The organism is Endobacterium cereale (assembly GCF_009617585.1).
GTDB lineage: Bacteria > Pseudomonadota > Alphaproteobacteria > Rhizobiales > Rhizobiaceae > Neorhizobium > Neorhizobium cereale.
The window spans coordinates 668,159-694,027 of sequence record NZ_WIXI01000022.1; the positions used below are offsets into that span (position 1 = coordinate 668,159).

Consider the following 25,869-nt stretch of genomic DNA (forward strand, 5'->3'; position numbering starts at 1 on the left):
GCGCTTACTGGGCCGGCGCGGTGGCGGGTTTCGCTGCGAATTTTGCCCACAGCCACCGCCATAACCAGATCACCAACCGGCGAATGGCCTCGACCAAGGCCCAGAAAACAATGGCAAGGACAACGATAATCAGGATGACATAGGGCCAGATGCTCGCGGTCGGCTGCGGCGCTTCGGCCTGATCCGGCCATTGCTCGGCCACATAAGGAAAGCTCGTCACGAAGGGTTTGTCGTTGACCATCACCCTTGGCCAATCCCCCTCGATGAAGGAGAGTTCCTGCAACAGGCAGTCGCCCGCCGCACAGACCTGCGCCACGACATCATCCTCCAGCTTGCGACCATTCGGAAAACCCGGCGGAAACTGCGTGCTGTAGATCATCACATCCGGCTGGGCGTCGTATTTTCGAAGCTGGAAGGTGAATTGCAGGAGATCGGCAACGGCCTTCGACCAGTATTCCCGCTTCTGGCGAAAGAACGTGTAGGTATCGTCCAGAAACGCCTTGCGCTTGAGGAGCGCCGCAACCTGATCCTTGGGTTCCAGATCATTCAGAAACCCGAAGCGCGGCAATTGGCTGCGAAGCGAACGCCCGACATGATCGATCCGTCTGCCGTTCTTGGAGGTCGTTGCCCAGAGAACGAAGTGCCGCTGGCCGGCCGGAAAGGCGACCTTCGGCACACGTAGCGCCATGGAAATAACATTCTGCTTGAAAAAACGAGGGAACACGAAGGGATCGTCTCGTACACCGCTATACCGAACAGCATTTGGTATCTCTATTCCCGTCGAGCTGACTTCCCGAATGCTAGTGTCATCGTTCAGGCGGATCGAGATTGTCGCATCGTCATGAAGCAGCCGTGGCGTTGCGATCGTGCCGCCATAACGCGCCAGATCATCCGGTTTGTCAAAGGTCACCGGCGTCGTGAAATCCATATGGATCTGATAGAGATAGTCGCTGAGATCGTAAGGTTTTGGCTTGCGCAACGACCTGCGGACGTTGAGAATGAGAATCATGTCCTCGCCATCCGGATAAAAGAACAGACCGGTGATGTTCGCTTCCGGATCTGTCAGATTGACCGGATCGGCGTGGTCTGACGCTGCTGCGAAACAGGGCGCCAGAGACACAACCATGAGAGGCGCCAGCGCCAGCCGAAGCCAGGCACTCCAAAGGCGGCAAAAAAACACGAATGCTGCGGACATAAGACCATCCCCCGAGAGCCCTTACCCATAAATGCCGTATGTCTGCATGATCCGTTTTGTTCCGCGCGGCGTGAAACCGTGGCGCCTCCAAAACGGCAAAACACAATCAAAGATTGAATTGCAGCCTATCATGGCTTTTTGCTTTAGCAACAAAAATCAATTTCGCCCGCAGCGGTGGAGTAAAATGGTTTTGGAGAAAAAAGTCGTCGTGCCGATGGTGCTACCGGTAGCCTTCCACTGACAAAAAAGCCTGCCTGCCGCCTCGTGTCATGACGAGGCGGCAGGCAGGCTTCGAACTGACGGTGAGGGACAAAGCCCCTCACCGAAAACTGTCCTGGCTCAGCGGCGCTGGTTATAAACGTCGACGCAGACGGCGCCGAGCAGAACCAGGCCCTTGATGACCTGCTGGTAATCGATGCCGATGCCGAGAATGGACATGCCGTTGTTCATGACACCCATCAGAAAGGCGCCGATGACCGCACCAGTGACCTTACCGACGCCGCCATAGGCCGAAGCACCGCCGATGAAGCAGGCCGCGATGACGTCAAGCTCGAAGCCGGTACCGGCTTTCGGCGTGGCACTGTTCAGACGGGCTGCAACCACGAGGCCGGCAAGTGCTGCCAGAACACCCATGTTGACGAAGGTCCAGAATACCAGACGCGTAGTCTTGATACCCGAGAGTTCGGCTGCGCGCGCATTGCCGCCGACGGCATAGATCTGTCGGCCGAGAATGGTGCGGTTGGTGAAGAAGCCATAGGCGACGATCAGAACCGCCATGATGATCAGCACGTTGGGCAGACCGCGATGCGAGGAGATCAGATAGGCGACGTAACCGACGGCTGCGAGAACAAGGATGTTCTTGCCGACGAAGAAACCGAAAGGTTCGCTTTCAACACCGTGCAGCATGCGGCGCGAACGACTGCGGAAATTCTGCCAAACCAGCAGGGCAGCAAGAACAAGGCCGATGAGCAGCGAGGTGAGATAGATGCCGCCATCCGACGAGATCAACTCGACGACGTAACCCGACGACAGCTTCTGGAAGATCGGCGGGAACGGGCCGATGGCCTGGCTGCCCAAAATGGCGATCATGAAACCGCGGAAGACCAGCATGCCCGCCAGCGTGACGATGAAGGACGGTATCTTGAAATAGGCGACAAAATAGCCCTGGATACCGCCGATCACACCGCCGACCACGAGGCAGGCGATGATCGACAGCCAGATATCGACGCCCCACCGCACCATCAGAAGCCCGGCGAGACCGCCAATGAAGCCCGCCACCGAACCGACCGACAGGTCGATATGGCCGGTGACGATAACCATTAGCATGCCCAGCGCCATGATGACGATATAGGAGTTCTGCAGCACGATATTGGTGACGTTGAGCGGCCTCAAGAGAATGCCGTCGGTGGCGAACTGGAAGAAGATGACGATGACGACAAGCGAGATCAGCATGCCGTAGTCGCGAAGGTTTTCCTTCCAGAAACCGGTGCCCGCTTTCGGGGCGACCGCTGCTTCCTGTGGAGTGCTCATGGTTTATTTCTCCCTGCGGCGCATGATGGCGCGCATGATATTTTCTTGCGTTGCCTCTTCGCCGGCCACTTCGCCGACGAATTCACCCTCGTGCATCACCATGATCCGGTCGCATGTGCCGATCAGCTCGGGCATTTCCGACGAGATCACGATGACGGCCTTCCCGGCATCCGCAAGTTCGTTGATGATGGAATAGATTTCGTATTTCGCGCCGACATCGATGCCGCGCGTCGGCTCATCCAGGATCAGGATATCCGGGCCGGTAAACAGCCATTTGGACAGAACCACCTTCTGCTGGTTTCCGCCCGAAAGTTTTCCGGTTTCCTGATAGACATTGTGGCTGCGGATCCGCATGCGGGTGCGGAATTCCTGCGCCACCTTCATTTCCGAGATATCGTCGATGACACCGCGTGTGGAAACGCCGCCCAAGTGTGCGAGCGAGACATTCTTGCGGATATCCTCCGCCAGGATGAGGCCGAGCTGCTTGCGGTCTTCGGTGACGTAAGCCAGCCCCGCCTTGATGGCCTTGTGGACATCCGACGTATCGACCGCCTTGCCATGAACCTTCACCGTGCCGGTGATGTCACGCCCATAGGCACGACCGAATACGCTCATGGCAAACTCGGTGCGGCCGGCGCCCATGAGGCCCGAAATACCGACGACTTCGCCGGCACGCGCCTTCATCGAGACGTTCTTGACCATCTGCCGGCTGGAATGCTGCGGATGATAGACGGACCAGTTTTCGACTTCGAAAATGACGTCGCCGATCTTTGGCGTGCGTGATGGATAACGGCTTTCGAGATCGCGGTCGACCATGCGCCGCACGATCTCGTCCTCATCGACGGCACCTTCGTGACAATCGAGCGTGCCGACGGTACGACCGTCGCGCAGAACCGTGATGCGGTCGGCGACTTCGGTGATCTCGTTCAGCTTGTGGCTGATCATGATCGAGGTGATGCCGTTGCGACGGAATTCCTTGAGGAGTTCCAGAAGTGCGGCGCTATCCGTCTCGTTAAGCGAAGCAGTCGGCTCATCGAGGATCAGCAGGCGGACGTCTTTCGACAGGGCCTTGGCGATTTCCACCAGCTGCTGCTTGCCGACGCCGAGATTGGTGATCAGCGTTTCAGGCGCCTCACTGTGGAGGCCCACCTTGGTCAGCAGCGCCTTCGTGCGGCGATAACGCTCGTCCTGATCGATAACACCGAATTTCGACGGCGCATTGGCCAGAAAGATGTTTTCCGCGATCGACATCAGCGGAATGAGCGCGAGCTCCTGATGGATGATGATGATGCCGAGTTTTTCGGAATCGTTGATATCGCGGAAATGACGCTCCTCTCCATCGAAGAGGATCGAGCCTTCGTAGGAACCTGCGGGATAAACACCCGACAGAACCTTCATCAGGGTGGATTTGCCGGCACCGTTTTCGCCGACCAGCGCGTGAATTTCGCCTTCCCTGACGGTAAAGCTGACATCTGACAGTGCCTTGACGGCACCAAAATTTTTCGAAATGCCGCGCATTTCCAGAATAGGCGGCTTCTCCGCCGCAAGCGGAACCGGATCAAGCATGACAATACCCCATAAAAAAGGGGTCGCGCGGCATATCCGCCGCGCGACCTTCAGACATTACTTGATCTGGGCTTCGGTGTAGTAACCGCTCTTTACCAGCACATCGACGTTGGTCTTGTCGATGGCGACAGGCTTCAGGAGGTAGGACGGAACGACCTTGTTACCGTTGTTGTAGGTCTTGGTGTCGTTGACCTCAGGCTCCTTGCCGCTCATGACGGCATCGACCATGTCGACCGTGACCTTGGCAAGGTCACGGGTGTCCTTGAAGATTGTCGAGAACTGTTCGCCAGCGATGATCGACTTGACCGAAGGAACTTCAGCGTCCTGACCGGATACGAACGGCATCGGCATGTCGCCGGAGCCGTAACCGACGCCCTTCAGCGACGACAGGATGCCGATGGAGATGCCATCATAAGGCGACAGAACAGCGTTCAGCTTCTTGTCGGAATAGGTCGAGGACAGGATGGCGTCCATACGGGATTGTGCGGTTGCCGGGTCCCAGCGCAGGGTGGCGACCTTGTCCATGCCGGTCTGGCCGGAGCCGACAACGAGCGTGCCCTTGTCGATCAGCGGCTGCAGAACGCTCATGGCGCCGTCGTAGAAGAAGTAGGCGTTGTTATCGTCCGGCGAACCGCCGAAGAGTTCGATGTTGAACGGACCCTTTTCGGTGTCGGCCTTGAGAGCCTTGACCAGCGTGGTGGCCTGCAGAACGCCGACCTGGAAGTTATCGAACGTGGCGTAATAATCGACATTCGGCGTGTCGCGGATCAGTCGGTCGTAAGCGATGACCTTGATGCCGGCGGTGTGCGCCTGAGCCAGAACGTCCGACAGGGTGGTGCCGTCGATAGAAGCGACGACCAGAACCTTGGCGCCCTTGGTGATCATGTTTTCGATCTGCGACAGCTGGTTCGGGATGTCGTCTTCGGCGTACTGCAGATCGGTCTTGTAACCGCGTTCCTGCAGAACCTTGATCATGTTGTCGCCATCGGCGATCCAGCGTGCGGACGACTTGGTCGGCATGGCAACGCCGACGAGACCCTTGTCGGCGGCAAATGCCGGTGCGGCAAAGGCGACGGCAGCAGCGATAGCCACCGTCGACAGGTATTTGAATACGTTCATGACTACTCTCCCAAAAAAAGCGTGCTCACAACGAGCCGCCCATTCCTCTGGGCGACGGCCCTCAGCCGCCGCCTTTGTTCCTCCGGCGTAACGCCGCCGAAAGTCTCCTAAGCTTGCCCATCGAACGCCCCGAAACCACCTTGAATTTCGGGGGGTGCGTCAATGGTTGTCGCGCGGCAGGCCTGCCGTTTGCGCGATACGCTGATATTTGATCGCCGGTTCGAGCACGGCGCCGGATTCCATTTGCCCGACGATGCCGCGCTGGATTTCCTGCCAGGGCGTCTGGTGTTTGGGGTACTTGAAACCACCGTCCGCCTCGAGTGCCTTGTGACGGGTCTCAAGTTCCTCGGCCGAGATCAGGATATCGGCGGTGCCGCGACCGACATCGATGCGAACCTTGTCACCGGTGCGCAGGATGGCGAGACCGCCGCCTGCCGCCGCTTCCGGCGAGGCGTTGAGGATGGACGGGCTGCCCGACGTGCCGGACTGGCGACCGTCACCGATGCAGGGAAGCGACGAGACGCCCTGCTTCAAAAGGTAATCCGGCGCGCGCATGTTGACGACTTCGGCAGCGCCCGGATAACCGATCGGACCGGCGCCGCGCATGAACAGAACCGTGTTCGCATCGATTTCCAGCGACGGATCGTCGATACGGTGATGGTAATCCTCCGGACCATCGAACACGACCGCGCGGCCTTCGAAGGCTTCCGGGTCCTGCGGGTTGGAGAGGTAACGATTGCGGAATTCGTCCGAAATCACGCTCTTCTTCATGATCGCCGAATTGAACAGGTTGCCGCGCAACACGCGGAAACCGGCATGCGGCTTCAGCGGATTGTCATAGGTGCGGATGACCTTGTCGTCCTCGATGACGGCGCCGCGACAGTTTTCGCCGATCGTCTTGCCGTTGACGGTCATCGCATCCTCGTGGATGAGACCCTGGGTCATCAGCTGGTTGACGACGGCCGGAACGCCGCCGGCATGGTAATAGTCTTCGCCGAGATATTCGCCGGCCGGCTGCAGGTTGACCAGAAGCGGCACTTCCTCGCCATATTGCTGCCAGTCGTCGACAGTCAGTTCCACGCCGATATGGCGGGCAAGGCCGTTCAGATGGATCGGCGCATTGGTGGAGCCGCCGATCGCCGAGTTGACGCGGATGGCGTTGATGAAGGCTTCCTTGGTCATGATGTCGGAAGGCTTCAGGTCTTCCTTGACCATTTCGACGATACGCAGGCCGGTGAGATAGGACACTTCCTGACGATCACGATAGGGCGCCGGGATGGCGGCCGAACCCGGCAACTGCATGCCGAGCGCCTCGGCCAGCGAGTTCATGGTCGTTGCCGTGCCCATCGTGTTGCAATAACCGGTGGACGGCGCCGACGAGGCAACCAGCTTGACGAAGCCGGCATAGTCGATCTCGCCCTTGGCGAGAAGTTCGCGGGCTTTCCAGACGATGGTGCCCGAACCGGTGCGTTCGCCACGGAACCAGCCGTTCAGCATAGGGCCGACTGAGAGTGCGATAGCCGGGATGTTGACGGTGGCCGCCGCCATGAGACAGGCTGGTGTGGTCTTGTCGCAACCGATGGTCAGAACGACGCCATCGAGCGGATAACCGTAGAGCACTTCGACAAGGCCGAGATAGGCAAGGTTACGGTCGAGGCCCGCGGTCGGACGCTTGCCGGTTTCCTGGATCGGATGCACCGGAAACTCGATGGCAATGCCGCCGGCTTCGCGAATACCTTCGCGCAGACGGTGCGCCAGTTCCAGATGGTGACGGTTGCACGGCGACAGGTCCGAACCGGTCTGGGCAATGCCGATGATCGGACGATCCGACTGCAGTTCGGCCTGGCTGAGGCCAAAATTCATGTAGCGCTCGAGATAAAGCGCCGTCATGTCGACATTGTCCGGATTGTCGAACCAGGCGCGCGACCGCAGCTTGCGGCCCTTCGCGGCTTCGACGATGGCTTTCGGGTCGTGATTGTCGGAATGGCTCATGATGCTGTTCTCGAATTGGAGGCAAGGGCGGATCGAGTGTTCATCTCAATCCTCGAACGCTTCGACGGCGTGGCGACGACCGAGCATGAAGGCATCAGCCACATGCACGAGCGGCGAAAAATCGGTATCGATCCCGGAGTTCTGCACGAGTTCGACGAAACGCTCGTAGAGACGGCGGTACTCGTGGTTTTCGCCCTCCGGCTGCTTTTCGCCATCGATGATGACACGGCCACCGCCATGGGTGAGCGCAACCGGGCCTTCCTCGGTGTCGATGCGGATATCCCAGGTCTGCGGGCCGGTCTGGCGCCAGTCCATCTCGGCCGTGACGGGAATGCCGCCGGCGGTTTCGAATTTGAGGTTGGCGGCAATCGGTGCTGCCCGGTTTTCCGGGAAGAACAGGTCGGACGAGGTCAGGTGAAAACTGTCCGGCATGATATGGGTGACGATGGAGAGCGCATTGATACCGGGATCGAAGACGCCGAGACCGCCCGGCTCCCAGATCCAGGCCTGGCCGGGATGCCAGTAGCGCACATCTTCCTTCCAGATGACCGAGACCGAGCGTAACGTGCGCTTTGCCAGCAGTTCACGCACCTGTTCGACGGCAGCGCCCGCCCGCGAATGCCAAGTAGCGTAAAGGCTGACGCCTTTTTCACGCGCCAGTTTTTCCAGCGCAAACACCTCCGCAAGCGTGGTGCCCGGCGGCTTTTCCAGCATCAGATGTTTGCCGGCTTCAAGCGCCGCCTTTGCCTGCGCAAACCGGCCCTGCGGCGGCGTGCACAGCGAGATCGCATCGAGCTCGACGCCCGATGCCAGCATTTCACCGATGTCGCGAAAACAGTGCACGCCTTCCAGCTGTGCATTGCGGCTGGCGACGGCGGTCAGTTCGATACCGTCAGCCGCTTCGATGGCGCCGAGATGCTGATCCCTGGCGATTTTCCCAAGCCCGACGATGCCGAGACGAATATTACCCATTATCACTCTTCCTTACAGCTTGCGCACTTCCACCGGCGTCGCTTCGGCGACGGCCAGGCGGTTGACCAGAGGAAGCTTGAACGGTGCTGCCGCAATCTCGAACACGTCGCCCGGCTCGGTCTTGACGCCTTCGGAAAAGGACAGCGTCGCGGTGCCGAAGAAATGCACATGCAGATCGCCCGGCCGGCGAAAGATATCGTATTTGAAATTGTGGTGTTCGAGATTGGCAAACGTGTGCGACATGTTCGCCTCGCCCGACAGGAACGGCTTTTCGAACACGGTCTTGCCATCACGCAGAATACGCGACGTGCCTTCGACATGATCCGGCAGATCGCCGACGATCAGCTCGGGTCCGAGCCCGGCCTGGCGCAGCTTGGAATGGGCGAGCCAGAGATAGTTGCCCTTTTCGGTGACGTGGTCTGAAAACTCGTTGGCGAGGCAGAAGCCGACACGGTAGGTGACGCCGTCATCACCGATCAGATAAATACCGGCCAGTTCCGGTTCTTCGCCGCCATCGAGCGCGAAGGCAGGCGAAGCCAGATCCTCGCCGGTGCCGCGCAGCTGCGAACCGTCGCCCTTATAAAACCATTCCGGCTGCACGCCTTCCTGACCGGGTTTTGGCTTGCCGCCTTCGACGCCCATCAGGAACATGCGCATGGAATCGGTCGGCTTTTCCGCCGATTGCGCTGCCTTGTGCATCTTGTCGCGGCCATCGGCCGAACCGAGATGGGTAAGACCGGTGCCGGCAACGATGAAATGCGCCGGATCGGGATGGGTAATGGGAAGCAGGATGCGCTTTTCCGCCGCTGCTTGTTCAAGATCGACGACGTCACCAAGACCGGCTTCGTCGATCTGTTCGGCAAGCGACCTGCCGGCCGCGATGGCCTGCTTTGCCAGCTCGTATGTGGCGCTGACGCCATTGACGACACGGGCATCGCCTTCACCATTCCATGCAACGACGCGCACAGCGCCAGATGCATCCGCAACCTGAAGAATTCGCAGCATCAAACAATCACCCTAGGTGTTTTTCTCCCACCCGGCGCCTCCTCAGGGCCGGACACTCAGCGGCATCTGCGCCATAGTGACGCTTCGCCTATAAATATGACTATTGGATCAGAGATCGGATTGTCAAGAAGTGGAATCGGCAGACACAAGTCCATCAATATGAAGGCGCCGCCTAGATTTTGGGCAATTTAAATCGTTTGCATTTCGCAATTGTACCGAAACAGCGTGAGAATGTCATTTATCGACAAAGATTCCGCTTGCAAAAGTATGACTATATGATCAGTTAGCGATGCACTTGCTATTTCATCTCTGGGAGGATTTAAGATGAGAACAGCATTCGCGGCGCTTGGCGTCGCATTTACACTTTCCTTGGCATCCAGTGTTTCCGCAGCATCGCTGACGGTTGGTTTCTCGCAGATCGGCTCTGAGTCGGGCTGGCGTGCGGCCGAAACCACTGTCACCAAGCAGGAAGCCGAAAAGCGTGGCGTCACGCTGAAATTCGCCGACGCGCAGCAGAAGCAGGAAAATCAGATCAAGGCCATCCGCGGCTTTATTGCCCAGGGCGTCGATGCGATCCTGATCGCACCGGTCGTTGCGACCGGCTGGGATGCCGTGCTGAAGGAAGCCAAGGAAGAAAAGATCCCGGTCATTCTGCTCGACCGCGAGATCGAATCGCCGAAGGACCTTTATCTGACCGCCGTGACCTCCGATCAGGTTCACGAAGGCAAGGTCGCCGGCGAGTGGCTTGCCAAGGATGTCGGTTCCAAGGACTGCAAGGTCGTGGAACTGCAGGGCACGACGGGTTCTTCGCCGGCCATCAACCGCAAGAAGGGTTTCGAGGAAGGCATCAAGGCCGCTTCGAACATCAAGATCGTCCGTTCGCAGACCGGTGACTTCACCCGCACCAAGGGCAAGGAAGTCATGGAAAGCTTTATCAAGGCGGAAGGCGGCGGCAAGGATATCTGTGCCGTTTACGCCCATAATGACGACATGGCCGTCGGGGCCATCCAGGCGATCAAGGAAGCCGGCCTGAAGCCGGGCACCGATATCAAGATCGTCTCGATCGACGCCGTGCCGGACATCTTTCAGGCCATGGCGAAGGGTGAAGCCAACGCCACCGTTGAGCTGACCCCGAACATGGCCGGCCCGGCCTTCGATGCGCTCGAAGCGTATCTGAAGGACAAGAAGGAGCCGAAAAAGTGGATCCAGACCGAATCCAAGCTCTACACCCAGAAGGACGACCCGATGAAGGTGTACGAGTCCAAGAAGGGCCTCGGCTACTGATCCCTGCCCTCAAGGCATAATCAGCGCGGGCATTTATCGGATGCCCGCATCACTGACGCAAGACGAGCGGCGCGATGAACACGTGCCGCTCGCCCCAAAACTATGCGGACAGGTGAGCATGACAGACCCTCAAAACACTCCGGAAGCCGTTACCGTTCTTGAAGCGCGGGCGATCGCCAAGAGCTTCCTCGGCAATATCGCGCTCGACAATGTCGACTTTTCGCTGAAGCGCGGAGAAATCCATGCGCTGCTGGGTGAAAACGGCGCCGGCAAATCGACGCTGATCAAGATCCTCACCGGCGTCTATACACGCGATAGCGGCACGATCCGGCTGGATGGCGCGGAGGTCTCGCCCGCCAATGTCGGCGAGGCACAGGTGCTCGGCATCGGCACCGTGTATCAGGAGGTCAATCTTCTGGAAAACCTGACGGTGGCGGAAAACCTGTTTCTCGGCCGCCAGCCGCGCCGTTTTGGCCTGACCGACCGTCGCGAAATGCGCCGCCGCTCGCGTGAGCTGCTGGCGCGATATGGTCTGGATATCGACGTCGATGCGCTGCTTTCCACCTATTCCGTCGCCATTCGCCAGATCATCGCCATTGCCCGCGCCGTCGATCTGTCCGGCAAGGTCCTGGTGCTGGACGAACCGACTGCAAGCCTCGATGCGCAGGAAGTCGAGGTGCTGTTTTCCATGCTGCGCAAGCTGAAGGCGGATGGGCTCGGCATCATTCTCATCACCCATTTTCTCAATCAGGTTTATGCCGTGGCCGACCGCGTCACCGTGCTGCGCAACGGCAAGCTGGTCGGCAGCCGCGATCTCGACGGTCTGCCGCGCATGGAACTGATCTCGATGATGCTCGGCCGCGAGTTGCAGCATGTGACCCGCGACCATCAGGCCAGTGAAGGCGATGTGCCGGCGGGCGATGCCGCCATCCATTTCAGCGACTATGGCAAGCGCGGCAGCGTTTCCCCCTTCGATCTGGCTATCCGCCCCGGCGAAGTGGTGGGCGTGGCCGGCCTGCTCGGTTCGGGCCGCAGCGAAACCGCGTTTCTTCTGTTCGGCATCGACCGCGCTGACAGCGGCACCGCGACAGTGGATGGCCGCGAAATCGCGCTGACCTCGCCGGAAGCGGCGATTGCCAACGGTTTTGGTTTCTGTCCCGAAGAGCGCAAGACCGACGGCATCATTGGCGATTTTTCCGTGGCCGAAAACATCGCGCTGGCGCTGCAGGCGCGGCAGGGCTGGGCCAAACCTATCCCGTCGCGCAAAAAGCAGGCGCTGGCGGAAGAGTTTATCCGCTCGCTGGATATCCGCCCAGCTGATCCCGACCGGCCGATCAAATTTCTCTCCGGCGGCAACCAGCAGAAGGCGATCCTTGCCCGCTGGCTCGCTACCAATCCTCGCCTGCTGATCCTCGATGAGCCGACGCGCGGCATCGATATCGGCGCGCATGCGGAAATTCTGAAAATGATCGAAAAACTCTGTGCCGAGGGCATGTCGCTCGTCGTGATATCCTCCGAATTGGAAGAGCTGACGGCGATTGCCCACCGGGTGATAGTTCTGTCCGACCGAAAACACATTGCCGAGCTGTCAGGTGCTGAAGTGACAGCCGACAACATCATGCATGCGATTGCCGCCCCGAACCGGACGGAGGCCGCATGATGAACGCCATCACCCGCCGCTTTCGCCGCCTTGCGCCGCAGATCATCGCGCTTGCCGTCATTCTGGCGATGATCACCGCCGTTGCCCCCGGCTTCCTCAATCTCTCCATCGCCAATGGCCGTATCTATGGCAGCCTGATCGACGTGCTGGTGCGCGCCGCCCCGGTGGCGCTTTTGACCATCGGCATGACGCTGGTGATCGCCACACGCGGTATAGATCTTTCGATCGGCGCGGTCATTGCCATCTGCGGTGCCGTTGCGGCGAGCCTGGTGACGCAAGGCTACAGCCTGCCGGTCGTCATTCTCGTTTCGCTCGGCGTCGGCCTGATCTGCGGCCTGTGGAACGGCATGCTGGTGGCGCTCCTCGATATCCAGCCGATCATTGCCACGCTGATCCTGATGGTGGCCGGTCGCGGTATTGCCCAGCTGATCACCGAGGGCGCCATCCTCACCTTCAACAACGACACATTTGCAGCACTCGGCTCCGGCTCGTTTGCCGGCGTGCCGCTGCCGATCCTGATCTGGGTGGCGATGGCGCTGATCGTCGGCCTCGTGGTGCGGCGCTCGGCGCTCGGTTTCCTGATCGAGGCGACCGGCATCAACCGCCGCGCCGCGACGCTTGCCGGTGTGCGGGCAAGGTTCCTGATCTTTTTCGTCTACGCGATTTCCGGCCTGATGGCCGCGGTCGCCGGGTTGATCGTCACCGCCGACATTCGTGGCGCCGACGCCAACAATGCCGGCCTGTGGCTGGAACTCGACGCGATCCTTGCGGTTGTCATCGGCGGCACTTCGCTGAATGGCGGACGGTTTTCCATCGCAGCCTCGCTGCTCGGGGCGCTGATTATCCAGTCGATCAATACCGGCATTCTGGTTTCGGGTTTTCCGCCGGAATTCAACCTGATCATCAAGGCCGTCATCATCGTCATCGTGTTGACCCTGCAATCACCGGCGCTTCTGACGCTGACGGCCTTCCTGCGCTTCTGGCGCAAGCGCCCGGAGATCGCTGCACCCACCAAACGAAGCGAAGTCAATGATGCCAGCGTGAAGGGGACTGCACGATGATCCACAGCCGCAACCTTCCCTTTGTCACGACGCTTGCCATCTTCGTCATCGCCTATGCGCTCTGCGCCCTGCAGTTTCCGGCCATGCTGTCGACGCGCGTGATCGGCAACCTGCTCGTCGACAATGCCTTCCTCGGCATAGCAGCGGTCGGCATGACCTTTGTCATCCTGTCGGGCGGCATCGACCTTTCGATCGGTTCGGTGATCGCATTCACCAGCGTCTTTGTCGCCGTCGCGGTCGGTTCGTTCGGCCTGCATCCGCTGACGGCCTTCGCCTTGGTGCTGGTCATCTCCACCGCCTTCGGCAGCGCCATGGGGGCGATGATCCGTTATCTGCAGATCCCGCCCTTCGTGGTGACACTGGCCGGCATGTTTCTAGCACGCGGCGCGGCCTATCTGATCTCGACGCAGTCAGTGCCGATCTCGCATCCGTTCATAGACTCCGTTCAGGAGTTTTATTTCCGCTTTCCCGGCGGTGGGCGGCTGACGGCGATGTCGATGCTGATGATCGCGGTGTTCGTGATCGGCGGCATCATCGCCTCACGCACGAAATTCGGCGCCAATGTCTATGCGCTGGGCGGCAATCCGCAATCGGCCGAACTGATGGGCGTTCCGGTCGGCCGCACCACGATCGGCATCTATGCGACCTCCGGCTTTCTTTCCGGTCTCGCCGGCATCGTCTACACGTTCTACACCTCCTCCGGTTATTCGCTGGCGACTGTCGGCGTCGAGCTTGACGCAATCGCAGCTGTCGTGATCGGCGGCACGCTTCTGACCGGTGGCACAGGGCTGATCGCCGGCACATTCGTCGGCATTCTCATCCAGGGTCTGATCCAGACCTACATCGTTTTTGACGGCACATTGTCGTCTTGGTGGACGAAAATCGTCATTGGAATCCTGCTCTTCGTGTTCATCGTGTTGCAGCGCGGCATCATCTGGTATTCAAACAGGCGCATCGATATCGCACGCCTGAAGGGGGCTTGAATTGGGATTGCTGGAAACGACGATCAGCGGACGCAAACGTCGAAGCAGCCACGCGCATGTGGTCGCCGAACTCGGCAGCGCCATCGTTTCCGGCGAGCTTCCAGAAGGCTCGATCCTGCCAGGAGACAACGAGCTTTCGGCCCGTTTCAGCGTATCGCGTACCGTGCTGCGCGAAGCGATGAAGACATTGACCGCCAAACGGCTGATCGAACCGAAGGCCCGCGTCGGCACCCGCGTCCTGCCCCGCGACAGCTGGAACTTTTTCGATCCCGACGTGCTGGGCTGGCGCTGCGATGCCGGCATCGACCATGCCTTCATCGATTACATCGCCGAAATGCGCAATGCGCTGGAGCCGGCGGCAGCCGCAGCAGCAGCCGTTCGCGCGACAAGCGACGATATCATCGCGCTTTATGCCATCGCCGCCCGTTTCGACGACCTTTCGCATACGCCGGAAACCATCGCGAAGGTCGATCTCGAGTTTCATCTCGCGGTCGCGCGCATGTCGGGCAACCCATTCATGCGCTCCGCAAGCGCCCTGATTGAGGCGGCGCTCGCGATCTCTTTCCAACTGTCTTCGCCGGCGGCATCGCCCGAAAAGATCGACGAAGTAGCCAGCAACCATCTGCGCATCGCCCATGCCATCGCGAGCCGCGATCCGGCCAAGGCGATCGCCGCCATGCAGCATGTCATCGATGTCGGCAAAAGCCGTATTCTCGGTTCGATGGACCGCACGGCCGAACTGGAAAATCTGTCTATCTGACGGCTTTTGTCTGCTTGCTTGACCGCAGCCGAGAAGTCTCTATCTGGGCGGCATGAGCACCCAGGACACCAACCGCACCTTTACATCCCGTTCGCGCCACCTGCGCGAAAACCTGCAGCGTATCGAAAGTGGCCGGGACAACTGGGCGCTGCGCTGGCAGGCTCTGCTGGCGATCATCGATCTGGCGATCCTTGCCTTCTTCCTGCTCGGGCCTTACCTGCGCGCCGGCCCCAGCTATCTCATCATCGACTATATGATCGCCGTGTGGATTGCCGGCGAACTGATCGCCCGGGCGATTGCCGCTCCGTCCCTGTGGGGTCTGGCGAAACGGCCGATGACGTGGGTCGATCTTTTCATTCTGGCGACGCTGCTGTTTCCGGAAGCGCTGTTCAATTTCGCCTTCCTGCGCATCATGCGTTTGTGGGCCATCAGCAATAGTCCGATTTTCCGGGTGATCCTGTTCCGCCTCGGCTGTCATCACATTCAGGACGTGATCCGGGCGGTCATCAATTTCCTGGTTTTTCTATTCGTCATCACCGGCTTCGTTTACACCAGCTTCTTTTACGGTCGACCGGGAGGGGAAGGCTTTGTCGATGCACTGTATTTCACGGTGGCCACCGTAACGACGACGGGCTTTGGCGACATCACATTGCCCGGCACGCTTGGCAAACTGACCTCGGTCGTCACCATGATCGTCGGCATTTCCCTGTTCGTGCGGCTCGCGCAGGCTGTTGTGCGCCCCTACAAGGTACGTTTTCCCTGCCCCGAATGCGGGCTGCAGCGTCACGATGCCGATGCGGTGCACTGCAAGGCTTGTGGCCACATTCTCAATATACCGGACGAAGGTAGCTGATATGACCGCTCGAAAATTTCTCTTGTGCCGATATGCCTGAACGATTTGCGACACGCTGCGGCCTCCGTGTAGAGCGCAGGCAACACGAAAGCCGGATCAGGGAAGAGAACCCGTCGATGCGAGCCCAACAAGACGCCGGATAAAATTGTCAATGAGCAGATTCAACGAGATCGAGATCGCGCTGGTCGAACGTCTGCGGGCGCTGAAGGCCAAACCCGGAAGAACGATTAATCTCCTGGACGTCAGCACACCGCTGAACGCGGCCGGATATGAACGGGATGAAATCCTGGATGTTCTTTCAGCGCTGGAACAGGATGGTATCCTGGCCTTTGCTCCGGCGGACAGGCTTCGCATTGTCAAACCGCTGCCCGATTGACTGTGACGCTTCGGCAGTCCGGCTGTCCACAAACGATGATTGGCCGAACATATCGCGAGTAGCGATCACATTCTTTAGAACAACAGAAAACTCTTGAATTCCCATCCCGCTGCCTCACCTAAACACATTCGCGTCGTGACGAAGCGTGCGTAGATCGAGTGACAAGCAGGACGAGTGCAGTGCAGACAGCCCGCAAGACCATCGCAAGCCCTTCCATAATGCTGCTGGAGGATGATTTGCTTCTGGCCATGGATATGGAGGAGTTTCTTGCAGGTCGCGGTTATGAGGTCATCGGCCCGTATGGCCGTGTGGAAGATGCCCTGGAGGCGCTTGAGACGACCGAAATTGACGGTGCAGTCGTTGACCTGAACCTCCATGGGAAATTGTCTTTTCCCGTCATTGATCGCCTGCGCTGTCGCAACCTGCCTGTGATCGTCTGTAGCGGTTACGCCGAACTGCCTGAATTGAAACAGAAGCTGGCCGGCCTGCCGCTATTGCCGAAGCCCTGGAACCCGCGAAAGCTTGAGCGTCTGCTGGAGGACGTATTCGAGGCCGTACCACGGTAAGTTCTTCCCGAACGCTGCAGCAAATCTTTCTAATATTTCCAGCCTCGATGAAAAGTGTGGGCGCAATTGCTGCAATGGAAATCACATTCAATTGCGCTTCGTGACACCATATCACAATCATCTGAAGTAAATTCTCAGTGAACACGCCTCCTTAAATTGGGATATCGGATTCACTGCTTTGAAATTAGTTTCGTCTATATTTGAGACAACCAATATTCAGGATTGTACTTAGGGGGTCCCAACTCGAAACATTAATCTTCCGGTTGCGAAAATAATCAAATCGCAAAGGCTGGTCGATTGGGTTTGGGCTGGAACAATAAACTGGAGATCAGACATGCCTCTTTCTCTTTCATCCGATGCGGCACGCATTCTCGATGCCATGAACCGCTCGCAGGCCGTTATCGAGTTTGATCCCAGCGGACGTGTTCTGGCTGCGAATGCAAACTTCTGCGCAGCACTCGGATACGAGGCATCCGAGATCGTCGGCCAGCATCACAAGCTTTTCGTGCCGCCGGAAGAGGCTGCAAGCGCGGACTATGTACAGTTCTGGGCCAAGCTGGCGCGCGGCGAGTTTGACCGCCGCCAGTACAAGCGGATCGGCAAGGGCGGACGCGAGGTCTGGATAGAAGCGTCATACAATCCCGTGATGCGGGGCGGCAGAGTTTACAAGGTGGTGAAATTCGCGACCGACATTACCGCAGCGAAACTCAAGGCCGCCGACGATGCCGGCAAGATTGCTGCCGTGTCCCGCGCGCAGGCGGTGATCGAGTTCACGCCGGATGGCAAAATCCTGACAGCCAACCAGAATTTTCTCCAGACTGTCGGCTATGACCTGAGCGAGATCGTGGGCCAGCATCACTCGATGTTCTGCGACAAGGCCTACAGCCTGACTGATGACTACAAGAACCTGTGGAAGAGCCTGCAGGCCGGCGAATTTTCCGCCTCCGAATTCAAGCGCATCGGCAAGGGCGGACGTGTTGTCCACATTCAGGCCTCCTACAACCCGATCTTCGACATGAACGGCCGCGTCTTCAAGGTCGTGAAATTCGCGACCGACATTACCGGTCGTGTTGACAACGTCGACACACTTGCTGACGGCCTCAATCATCTGGCAGCAGGCGATTTGACCGGCAACATCGGCAAGCCGTTCATTCCGTCTCTGGAACGGCTGCGTGTCGATTTCAACCTCACTGTGGAACGTCTGCGCGATGCCATGACGACGGTTTCCCGCAATGCCAGCGGCATTGCCGCCGCATCGTCGGAAGTTCGCAGCGCCTCCAACGATCTTTCCAAGCGCACGGATGAACAGGCCGCCTCCGTCGAGGAAACGGCAGCAGCACTCGAAGAGATCACAACAACCGTGGCCGACAGCAGCCGCCGTGCCTATGAGGCCGGTCAGCTTGTCGAGACCACGCGCAGCCATGCCGAACAATCCGGCGTTGTGGTGCGCGACGCTATTTCCGCCATGGGCGCGATCGAGAATTCCTCTCGTGAGATTTCGAACATCATCAGCGTGATCGACGAGATCGCCTTCCAGACGAACCTTCTGGCTCTGAATGCCGGCGTGGAGGCGGCGCGTGCAGGTGAAGCCGGCAAGGGTTTTGCCGTGGTGGCCCAGGAAGTGCGCGAGCTTGCGCAGCGGTCTGCGAAGGCTGCCAAGGAGATCAAGGCACTGATCACCGCCTCTGCGGCTCAGGTGAAGGAAGGCGTGGCTCTGGTCGATCGTACCGGCGCCGCACTCGACCAGATCGTCACGCAGGTCCAGCAGATCAGTGGCAATGTTACGGCGATCGTCGAGAGCGCACGCGAACAGTCCAATGGACTGGCCGAGATCAACAAGGCCGTCAACACGATCGACCAGGGCACGCAGCAAAACGCCGCCATGGTGGAACAGTCGAATGCCGCCGCCCAGGCGCTCGCGGGAGAGGCCGAAGATCTGTTCAAGCTGATTGCCCAGTTCAATCTCGGTCATGCCGTACATGGTCAGCAACAGGCTCTGGAGGCATCCTTCAGCCGTACCGCGCAGCCGACAATGGCAAAAGCCGCGGCAAAGCCGATCTCGCGACCGGCCCCGCATACAGCCGCGCAGCCTGCACATAAACGCGCTTCTGCGCCGGCATTTCATGGCAATGCCGCGCTGGCGCAGGACAATTGGGAAGAGTTCTGATCTGAGCTATCAAGTGTGAATAACGGGCGCGGGCGAACCTGCGCCCGTTTGCATTTATATACCAGGCTTCGGATCGCGGGTCGTGAAACTGAAATCATGTTTGGGCGTTTACATCACGGGCGTCATGCCTATGTTGGCGTCACAGGGTCGAAAAGTTTGATGTTTGCCAAATTCTCGATCGGAGCCGAACCCAGCCAGTACCGGAGTGTGATTTGAAGCGGCCGGATCTCGATACCTGCGCACAAGAACCTATCCATATACCCGGAGCGATCCAGCCGCATGGCGCAATGATTGTGATACGCCCATCGGATATGACGGTCCTGCAGGCAAGCGCCAACGCCGCTGAATTTCTCGGCCAGCCGGTGGAAATCGGCGAAACGGCGAATGGTGCCATCGGTGCGCATCGTAACGACATCCTGGCATGGCACGGCTCAGAAGAACCGGAACTGCAAATCCAGTCAGACAATCTCAGTCTCGGTCTGCATCGAAGCGACGACATGATCGTTGTGGAGATGGAAAATTCGGCAGGCGATGCAGCCGGCAAAGTGTTCCTGCGCCTGCGGGGATTTGCCCAGCAACTGGCAGGGCAACCGGACCTGCCCGGTGCCATGTCAACGACCGTGCGCGTGATTGAAAATCTGACCGGCTTCGATCGGGTACTGGCCTATCGTTTCGACAGAGAGTGGAACGGCCATGTGGTGGCCGAACAAGGCAATGGGCGCCTGCCCTCCTATATGGATCTGCGTTTTCCGGCGGGCGACATCCCGCCGCAAGCCCGCGCGCTTTACGCCCGGAACCACGTGCGCATCATTCCCGACGTGAACTATCATCCGGTGCCATTGCAGCCCGCCATCATTCCGCGAACGGGCACGGCGTTGGACATGAGTTCGGCGCAGTTGCGCAGCGTCTCGCCGATCCACCTCGAATACATGCGTAACATGGGCACGGCCGCCTCCATGTCCGTTTCGATCATGATCGACGGAAAACTCTGGGGCCTGATCGCCTGCCACAGCCACGAGCCGCACAACGTGCCGGTGGTGACGCGCGACGCCTGCGATTTCATCGTCCAGACACTCGCCATGCGCATCGCCGCCCAGCAACATGCCGACGAGGCAGCCCATAGCGTCGCGCTCGCACGTATCCAGGGCCGGCTGCTCGGCGCCATGAGCGTCAGTCCCTATTGGCTGGATGGTCTCACTGCCAACGTTGCCGACCTTCTTGCCCAGGTGGCGGCAACCGGCGCCGCCATCCTGACCGGCGGGGAATGCCACACCGTCGGCTCCACGCCGACGCACGATCAGATCGAACGGGTGATCGGCTGGCTGGCAGACCGTCCCGACACGGACGTGATTGCCACCCATGCCTTGTCGCTGGAGATGCCCGAAGCAGCGGCCTTTGCCGACATCGCCAGCGGTATCATTGCCATTCGCATTTCCGAACTGCACGAAAGCTGGCTGATCTGGTTCCGCCCGGAGGTACTGAGCACCGTCGAGTGGGGCGGCGACCCGCACAAAGTGGTGCGTGAGCAGGGACGAATCCATCCGCGCGTCTCCTTCGAACGCTGGAGCGATGAGGTCCGGCTGCATTCTGCCCCCTGGGCGGAAGCCGAGATCACCGCCGCCCGCGACCTTCGCGCCGCCATTGTCGGCATCGTTTTGCGAAAGGCCGAGGAACTGGCGCAGCTGAGCAGCGAACTGCAGCGTTCCAACAAGGAACTGGAGGCCTTTTCCTATTCCGTCTCGCACGATCTGCGCGCGCCGTTTCGCCATATCGTCGGTTTCGCTCAGCTTTTGCGCGAGCGGGAAAACGTACTGGACGACAAGTCGAAACATTATCTTCAGACGATTTCCGAAGCTGCGCTTTCGGCCGGACGGCTGGTCGACGATCTCCTGAATTTCTCGCAGCTCGGCCGTGCCGCCATTGCCCACAAGAATGTGGATATGAACAAGCTGGTGGTCGAAGTGGTGCGCAGCGTGATGATCAACAACGAGGAGCGCACCATAGACTGGGCGATCGACACTCTGCCGCCGGCCTGGGGCGATGCGACGCTTCTGCGTCAGGTGTGGTTCAACCTCATCGAAAACGCCGTGAAATATTCACGCCCGCGCTCGCCCGCAAAAATTTCCGTGACGGGTACGGCTGAAGACGACCGCACGACCTATACCGTCACCGATAACGGCGTCGGTTTCGACATGGCCTATGTCGACAAGCTGTTCGGCGTATTCCAGCGGCTGCAGCGGATGGAAGATTTCGAGGGCACGGGCATTGGCCTTGCCCTCGTGCGACGAATCATTGAACGGCATTCCGGTATCATTCACGGCGAAGGTGAAGTCGATAAAGGCGCCACCTTTGTGTTTGCCCTGCCAAAAGAAGGAAAGGGAAAGATTCTTGCCTGAACTGCGCCCGATATTGCTGGTCGAAGACAACCCGCGCGACCTTGAACTGACGCTGGCGGCATTGGAAAAATGCCAGTTGGCCAATGAGATTGTCATCGCCCGCGACGGTGCCGAGGCGATGGACTATCTCACCGGCCAGGGCGCTCACGCAGGCCAAGACGGCGGCAACCCGACCGTGGTTCTGCTGGATCTGAAACTGCCGAAGATCGACGGGCTGGAAGTTCTTGAAAAGATCAAGAAGGGCGAAAACCTGCGCCACATTCCAGTGGTGATGCTGACGTCTTCGCGCGAGGAGCAGGATTTGGTGCGCTCCTACGAACTCGGCGTCAACGCCTTCGTGGTCAAGCCCGTCGAGTTCAACGAATTTTTCAAGGCCATTCAGGACCTCGGTGTGTTCTGGGCCATCCTTAACGAACCGCCACCGGGATTTGGACGTAATGCCCCTTGATCATGCGCCTGCGCGCGCGCGCATCCTTCTTCTCGAAGACAGCCCGCTCGATGCCGAACTGATTGCCGAGCATCTGGAAAAGATTTCGCCGGTTCCTGAAATTCGCCGCGCTTCGTCTCGCGCCGCCTATATGGAAGCGCTCGACGAGCGGGATTTCGACGTCATCCTTTCCGATTTTTCGCTGCCGGATTTTGATGGCATGGCGGCGCTGGAGCTTGCCGCCGCACAGGTGCCGGACGTGCCTTTCATTTTCGTTTCCGGTGTACTGGGCGAGGAAGTGGCCATCGAATCCTTTCGCCGTGGCGCGACAGACTACGTTCTCAAGCAACGCTTGATCCGCCTGCCGGCCGCCGTGGAGCGGGCGCTGGCGGAAGCCCGCGAGCGCACCGAGCGCCGCCGTGCCGAGCACCAGAAGGAACTGCTGGTGCGCGAACTCAGCCACCGTGTGAAAAACACGATGGCGATGGTGATGTCGATCGTGCGGCGCACGGCGCGCAATAGCGGCACGGTGGAAAGTTACGTCGAAAACCTGAGCGGTCGGTTGCGCGCCATGGCGGATGCGCATGCGCTCCTGTTTGAAAGCAACTGGACCGACGCCGAGCTTCTGCAGGTGCTGGAGCGTACGATTACGCCGCATGAACAGGGCAACCGGTTTCATGTCACCGCCGGGCCGCTGATACATCTCGACCCCAAGGCGGCACTGGCACTGAGCCTCGCCTTCAACGAACTGACGACCAACGCGATCAAATACGGTGCGCTCTCAAATGCCGATGGACAGGTGGCAATCGACTGGTCACGCGAGGAAATCGACGGCGAACCATGGCTTGCTCTGCGCTGGTGCGAGATCGGCGGCCCGGCCGTCAGCCCGCCGCATGAAGATGGTTTTGGCACGACCCTGATCCAGCGCAGCATTCGTTATGAATTGCGTGGCGAGACGGTGCTGGATTATGCGGAAGCGGGGCTGATCTGCGACATCCGTTTTCCGCTGTCTGCGAGTGACGAGAACATCATCAGCTGAATGCACCGACCAGATGAAAGCGCCTTATGATTTAAAGCTTTCAGGCGTTTTCCAGCCGCGACAAATCTCCGTCATTCTACAGTTCGACGAAGCCTGAATATGGGCGGCTGATGTGTTACCAAACGCGCAGCCAAACTTGCGCATCAGTTTTCGACACACTCGATTTGCCGGAGGCCGTTTCGTCGAAGTCATGCAGCCATGGCGTTGCACTTTTTGCGACACTGTTTTGCAACTATTGCGGCTATTCGGTCACTCATCGCCTCGTTATCAATTCTTGTCTTTGGCTTCTTATGGACGCTGAAGGCATTGCGCATTTCCACTTCGTATCAAGCGGCTGGAGACATCGGGCTTCGCGACGACGTGTCTGGTGGCGATCGCCTTCTCAACAAATCAGCAGGGGAGCGAGTTGATGCAGTCATCAGACTACGACAAATCCATGCAACGGAATCTCACGCACGTCTTCAGTGAGCGCGATCCGAAAAAACGTCTGGAAGTAATCCGTGAGCTTTACGATCCGGACGCTGTGTTGAACGAACCCGAAGCGTCAGTAACTGGGCACGAGGCGATCTCGGACGCTGTAACCAAGCTTCTCGATAGCTTACCGCCTGATTTTACATTTACCGCGATGGGACCAGCCATCGGCCATCACTCCATTGGGCGCTTACGGTGGCAGTCCGGCCCGCCGAACGGCCCGGCCGCGGTGCAGGGTATGGATATCGCCCATTTCATCGACGGTCGCATCCACGCGCTTTACGTCTTCATTGAAGATGAGGACTGACCCGGCACGTCTTCCGCTTGGAGGACGTGGATAGACCACGCCGCCTACACCGCTCGCGCAATAAGGATAATCGTCTAATGTGCCGCTTCCTTGCCTGGATTGGAGACCCACGCTTTATTGATGAATTCGTACTCAACGCCGGCCAATCCCTTGTGACGCAAAGCCGCTCCGCTCTGATCGGGAAAACCTCCCTCAATGCGGATGGCTTTGGCCTTGCGTGGTATGGAGATCGCGATCTGCCGTGCGTCTATAAGGATGTGCATCCTGCCTGGTCAGACGAAAACCTGAAGCAAATCGCCTCCCATATAAAGGCGAGATTGTTCCTGGCGCACGTGCGCGCATCAACATCGACGGCAATTTCCCGAAATAACTGCCACCCGTTCAGCAAGGGGCGATGGAGCTTTATGCACAATGGTCAGCTGGGAGGGCATTTGAAACTGCGCCAGAAGCTTGATGTCATGATACCCGTGGAGTGTTACGACCAACGATATGGCGCCACCGATAGCGAGGCAATATTCTTGATTGCAGTCGGTTTGGGACTGGATCGGTCACCCATATCTGCAATGGAGCAGGCAGTCGGAAAGGTTGAGATGCTGGCTCGGGAAGCCGGGCACACCCCACACATGCGCTTTTCAGCATGCTGGAGTGACGGAGAGAAAGTGTATGCGGCCCGCTACGCTTCAGATCGTTTCGTTCCAAGCTTATTCTATCGTCTTCAGGAGGACGGCATTGTCGTTTGTTCGGAGCCACTCGATGAAGATGAATCCGGCTGGATTGAGATTTCACCCGGAACAGCGATCACGACTGATGGGCGAACGCTGGAAAAAGTAGAGTTCAGGCCTCAAGCCTGTGTGGTGAACACTTAAAAATTCTCCGGGCTCTGCGTGATGGCAAGCCCGTTCAGGAGCCATGGGAAAGACCAGAAGCCACTTATGGCTATCGCGGATCGCCACGCTTCTCAAACGCCAAGAGGCGGGCCGTCGATCATGATCCCACCAATTCAAAATGCGTTCACCGGCTCATGCACAACCCCCGGCAAGCCGGGAATTGTGCATCTGGCATATCATGGCGTTCCCTGACGTCACTTCGACGGTCAGGAAGCCGCATTTTCAGAATGAGCCGACGGCTCGATTGCTATGGCGATCTTCCCCCGAACACCGTTATTGGGCGTCTCCAGCAGCGCGTGGGCGAGCGGAAGGTCGGCAAGTGAGTAGACGGCGCCCACATGTGGCCGTAGCTGCCCGCGCTCGACCAATGCGCTCAACTCGTCCAGCTTGCCGCGGTTCTGACGTGTGAAGACGAAGTGAAAACTTGCGTTTTTGCCCCATGCCTCAATGAGGTTTTGCGGCTGAGCGATATCCACGATCGAAACGACGCGCCCAAGTTGGGCGAGTGCGTGTGAGCTGCGAGACAAAGCGTCTCCTCCAATCGTGTCAAAAACCACATCGACACCGCGACCGCCGGTTTCCCGCATGACGACATCGACATAATCTTCTTTCCGATAGTCGATGACGACATCCGCCCCGACACTCCTAGCAAATTCGAAGTTATCTTCACGAACAGTGGTGAACACTTTCGCACCAATGGCCTTCGCAACCTGGATCGCCACATGTCCAACCCCTCCCGCGCCGCCATGGATCAGGATGCTCTCTCCCACCCTGAGAGCTGCGCGGCCAACCAGCGCCTCCCAGACCGTTCCGCCGACAAGGCTCAAGCTTGCCGCTTCGAGATGGCTTAGCGAAGAGGGCTTCCTTGCGATGATGGATTCATTCGCAACGTGATACTCCGCATAGCTTCCCGGGCCGTCGAATATCTGCGGGGTGTACCAGACCTCATCTCCGGGAGAAAATGTCGTCACGCCCGGACCGACTGCTTCGACAACGCCGGAAACGTCGTGACCGGTAATGGCCGGCAAAGGCACCAGATCGCGATAGTCGCCACGCCGCACCTGGTAATCCAGCGGATTGATTGAGGTTGCATGGACACGCACAAGAACTTGTCCGGCCTGTGCAACGGGTTTTGGCATATCCTGAAGCTCGAAGGCTTCCGGGCCGCCGAAAGATTTGAGTGTCATCGCTTTCATCACATATCCTTGTTTCGTTAAAAAGGAATATCGGGAAATTCCGATATTATGAGGCAA

23 protein-coding genes are annotated in these 25,869 nt (G+C 58.8%); 15 read left to right on the forward strand and 8 right to left on the reverse strand.

Annotated features, from left to right (window positions below; all coding sequences use genetic code 11):
* Positions 1-4: 4 nt before the first annotated feature.
* A complete protein-coding gene (locus GAO09_RS03455) occupies positions 5-1,126 on the reverse strand; it encodes a hypothetical protein (protein WP_209018589.1) in 1,122 nt (373 codons plus the stop codon).
* A 115-nt stretch (positions 1,127-1,241) separates the two neighbouring features.
* Here GAO09_RS03455 and GAO09_RS03460 point away from each other — a divergent pair, with 115 nt between their 5' ends.
* Positions 1,242-1,436, forward strand: a complete 195-nt coding sequence (locus GAO09_RS03460) for a hypothetical protein (RefSeq protein WP_153352622.1) — start codon at positions 1,242-1,244, stop codon at positions 1,434-1,436.
* Between the two features lie 98 nt (positions 1,437-1,534).
* Here the strand turns inward: GAO09_RS03460 and mmsB are convergent, their stop codons facing one another.
* From mmsB to araD1, 6 genes are all read right to left on the reverse strand, one after another.
* Positions 1,535-2,725, reverse strand: coding sequence for a multiple monosaccharide ABC transporter permease (mmsB, locus tag GAO09_RS03465; protein WP_153352623.1), 1,191 nt, complete (start codon positions 2,723-2,725; stop codon positions 1,535-1,537).
* Positions 2,726-2,728: 3 nt separating this feature from the next.
* Complete coding sequence (gene mmsA / locus GAO09_RS03470; RefSeq protein WP_153352624.1) at positions 2,729-4,291, reverse strand: multiple monosaccharide ABC transporter ATP-binding protein; 1,563 nt, start codon at positions 4,289-4,291, stop codon at positions 2,729-2,731.
* Positions 4,292-4,348: 57 nt separating this feature from the next.
* Positions 4,349-5,410, reverse strand: coding sequence for a multiple monosaccharide ABC transporter substrate-binding protein (chvE, locus tag GAO09_RS03475; protein ID WP_153352625.1), 1,062 nt, complete (start codon positions 5,408-5,410; stop codon positions 4,349-4,351).
* Positions 5,411-5,569: 159 nt separating this feature from the next.
* Positions 5,570-7,402, reverse strand: a complete 1,833-nt coding sequence (locus GAO09_RS03480; RefSeq protein ID WP_153352626.1) for an IlvD/Edd family dehydratase — start codon at positions 7,400-7,402, stop codon at positions 5,570-5,572.
* A gap of 45 nt (positions 7,403-7,447) precedes the next feature.
* The gene (locus tag GAO09_RS03485) at positions 7,448-8,374 is read right to left on the reverse strand and encodes a Gfo/Idh/MocA family protein (RefSeq protein WP_153352627.1); all 927 of its coding nucleotides are present in this window, start codon (positions 8,372-8,374) and stop codon (positions 7,448-7,450) included.
* 12 nt (positions 8,375-8,386) lie between these two features.
* Entirely contained in the window at positions 8,387-9,379 is a 993-nt protein-coding gene (gene araD1, locus GAO09_RS03490) for an AraD1 family protein (protein ID WP_153352628.1), read from the reverse strand.
* Positions 9,380-9,703: 324 nt separating this feature from the next.
* On the opposite strand from araD1, the gene ytfQ reads away from it, so the two are divergent.
* The 14 genes from ytfQ to GAO09_RS03560 all read left to right on the forward strand — a co-directional run bounded on the left by ytfQ (position 9,704) and on the right by GAO09_RS03560 (position 24,595).
* On the forward strand, positions 9,704-10,663 hold the full coding sequence (gene ytfQ, locus GAO09_RS03495; protein ID WP_153352629.1) for a galactofuranose ABC transporter, galactofuranose-binding protein YtfQ: 960 nt from the start codon (positions 9,704-9,706) through the stop codon (positions 10,661-10,663).
* A gap of 118 nt (positions 10,664-10,781) precedes the next feature.
* Positions 10,782-12,323, forward strand: coding sequence for a sugar ABC transporter ATP-binding protein (locus GAO09_RS03500; protein WP_153352630.1), 1,542 nt, complete (start codon positions 10,782-10,784; stop codon positions 12,321-12,323).
* Positions 12,320-13,384, forward strand: a complete 1,065-nt coding sequence (locus GAO09_RS03505; protein ID WP_153352631.1) for an ABC transporter permease — start codon at positions 12,320-12,322, stop codon at positions 13,382-13,384. Before GAO09_RS03500 ends, GAO09_RS03505 begins: the two co-directional genes overlap by 4 nt.
* Positions 13,381-14,367 (forward strand): galactofuranose ABC transporter, permease protein YjfF, encoded by a 987-nt coding sequence (gene yjfF, locus GAO09_RS03510; protein ID WP_153352632.1) that lies wholly within the window; start codon positions 13,381-13,383, stop codon positions 14,365-14,367. The genes GAO09_RS03505 and yjfF overlap by 4 nt, the downstream gene beginning before the upstream one ends.
* Before the next feature lies 1 nt (position 14,368).
* Positions 14,369-15,127 carry a FadR/GntR family transcriptional regulator gene (locus GAO09_RS03515; RefSeq protein WP_153352633.1) on the forward strand — a complete coding sequence of 253 codons (759 nt, stop codon included), beginning with the start codon at positions 14,369-14,371 and terminating at the stop codon, positions 15,125-15,127.
* A 52-nt stretch (positions 15,128-15,179) separates the two neighbouring features.
* Complete coding sequence (locus GAO09_RS03520) at positions 15,180-15,980, forward strand: potassium channel family protein (protein ID WP_153352634.1); 801 nt, start codon at positions 15,180-15,182, stop codon at positions 15,978-15,980.
* Positions 15,981-16,131: 151 nt separating this feature from the next.
* Positions 16,132-16,356: a hypothetical protein gene (locus GAO09_RS03525; protein WP_153352635.1), complete on the forward strand. Its 225-nt coding sequence runs from the start codon at positions 16,132-16,134 to the stop codon at positions 16,354-16,356.
* Between the two features lie 179 nt (positions 16,357-16,535).
* A complete protein-coding gene (locus GAO09_RS03530; RefSeq protein WP_324184912.1) occupies positions 16,536-16,922 on the forward strand; it encodes a response regulator in 387 nt (128 codons plus the stop codon).
* Positions 16,923-17,256: 334 nt separating this feature from the next.
* On the forward strand, positions 17,257-19,089 hold the full coding sequence (locus tag GAO09_RS03535; protein WP_153352636.1) for a methyl-accepting chemotaxis protein: 1,833 nt from the start codon (positions 17,257-17,259) through the stop codon (positions 19,087-19,089).
* A gap of 212 nt (positions 19,090-19,301) precedes the next feature.
* Entirely contained in the window at positions 19,302-21,485 is a 2,184-nt protein-coding gene (locus GAO09_RS03540; RefSeq protein ID WP_274379742.1) for an ATP-binding protein, read from the forward strand.
* Positions 21,478-21,933, forward strand: coding sequence for a response regulator (locus GAO09_RS03545; protein WP_153352637.1), 456 nt, complete (start codon positions 21,478-21,480; stop codon positions 21,931-21,933). Before GAO09_RS03540 ends, GAO09_RS03545 begins: the two co-directional genes overlap by 8 nt.
* A complete protein-coding gene (locus GAO09_RS03550; RefSeq protein WP_153352638.1) occupies positions 21,923-22,951 on the forward strand; it encodes a sensor histidine kinase in 1,029 nt (342 codons plus the stop codon). The genes GAO09_RS03545 and GAO09_RS03550 overlap by 11 nt, the downstream gene beginning before the upstream one ends.
* Positions 22,952-23,318: 367 nt before the next feature.
* Positions 23,319-23,729, forward strand: a complete 411-nt coding sequence (locus GAO09_RS03555) for a nuclear transport factor 2 family protein (protein WP_324184910.1) — start codon at positions 23,319-23,321, stop codon at positions 23,727-23,729.
* Positions 23,730-23,806: 77 nt separating this feature from the next.
* A complete protein-coding gene (locus GAO09_RS03560; protein ID WP_153352639.1) occupies positions 23,807-24,595 on the forward strand; it encodes a class II glutamine amidotransferase in 789 nt (262 codons plus the stop codon).
* A gap of 227 nt (positions 24,596-24,822) precedes the next feature.
* Here the strand turns inward: GAO09_RS03560 and GAO09_RS03565 are convergent, their stop codons facing one another.
* A complete protein-coding gene (locus GAO09_RS03565) occupies positions 24,823-25,812 on the reverse strand; it encodes a zinc-dependent alcohol dehydrogenase family protein (RefSeq protein ID WP_153352640.1) in 990 nt (329 codons plus the stop codon).
* Positions 25,813-25,869 lie beyond the last annotated feature (57 nt).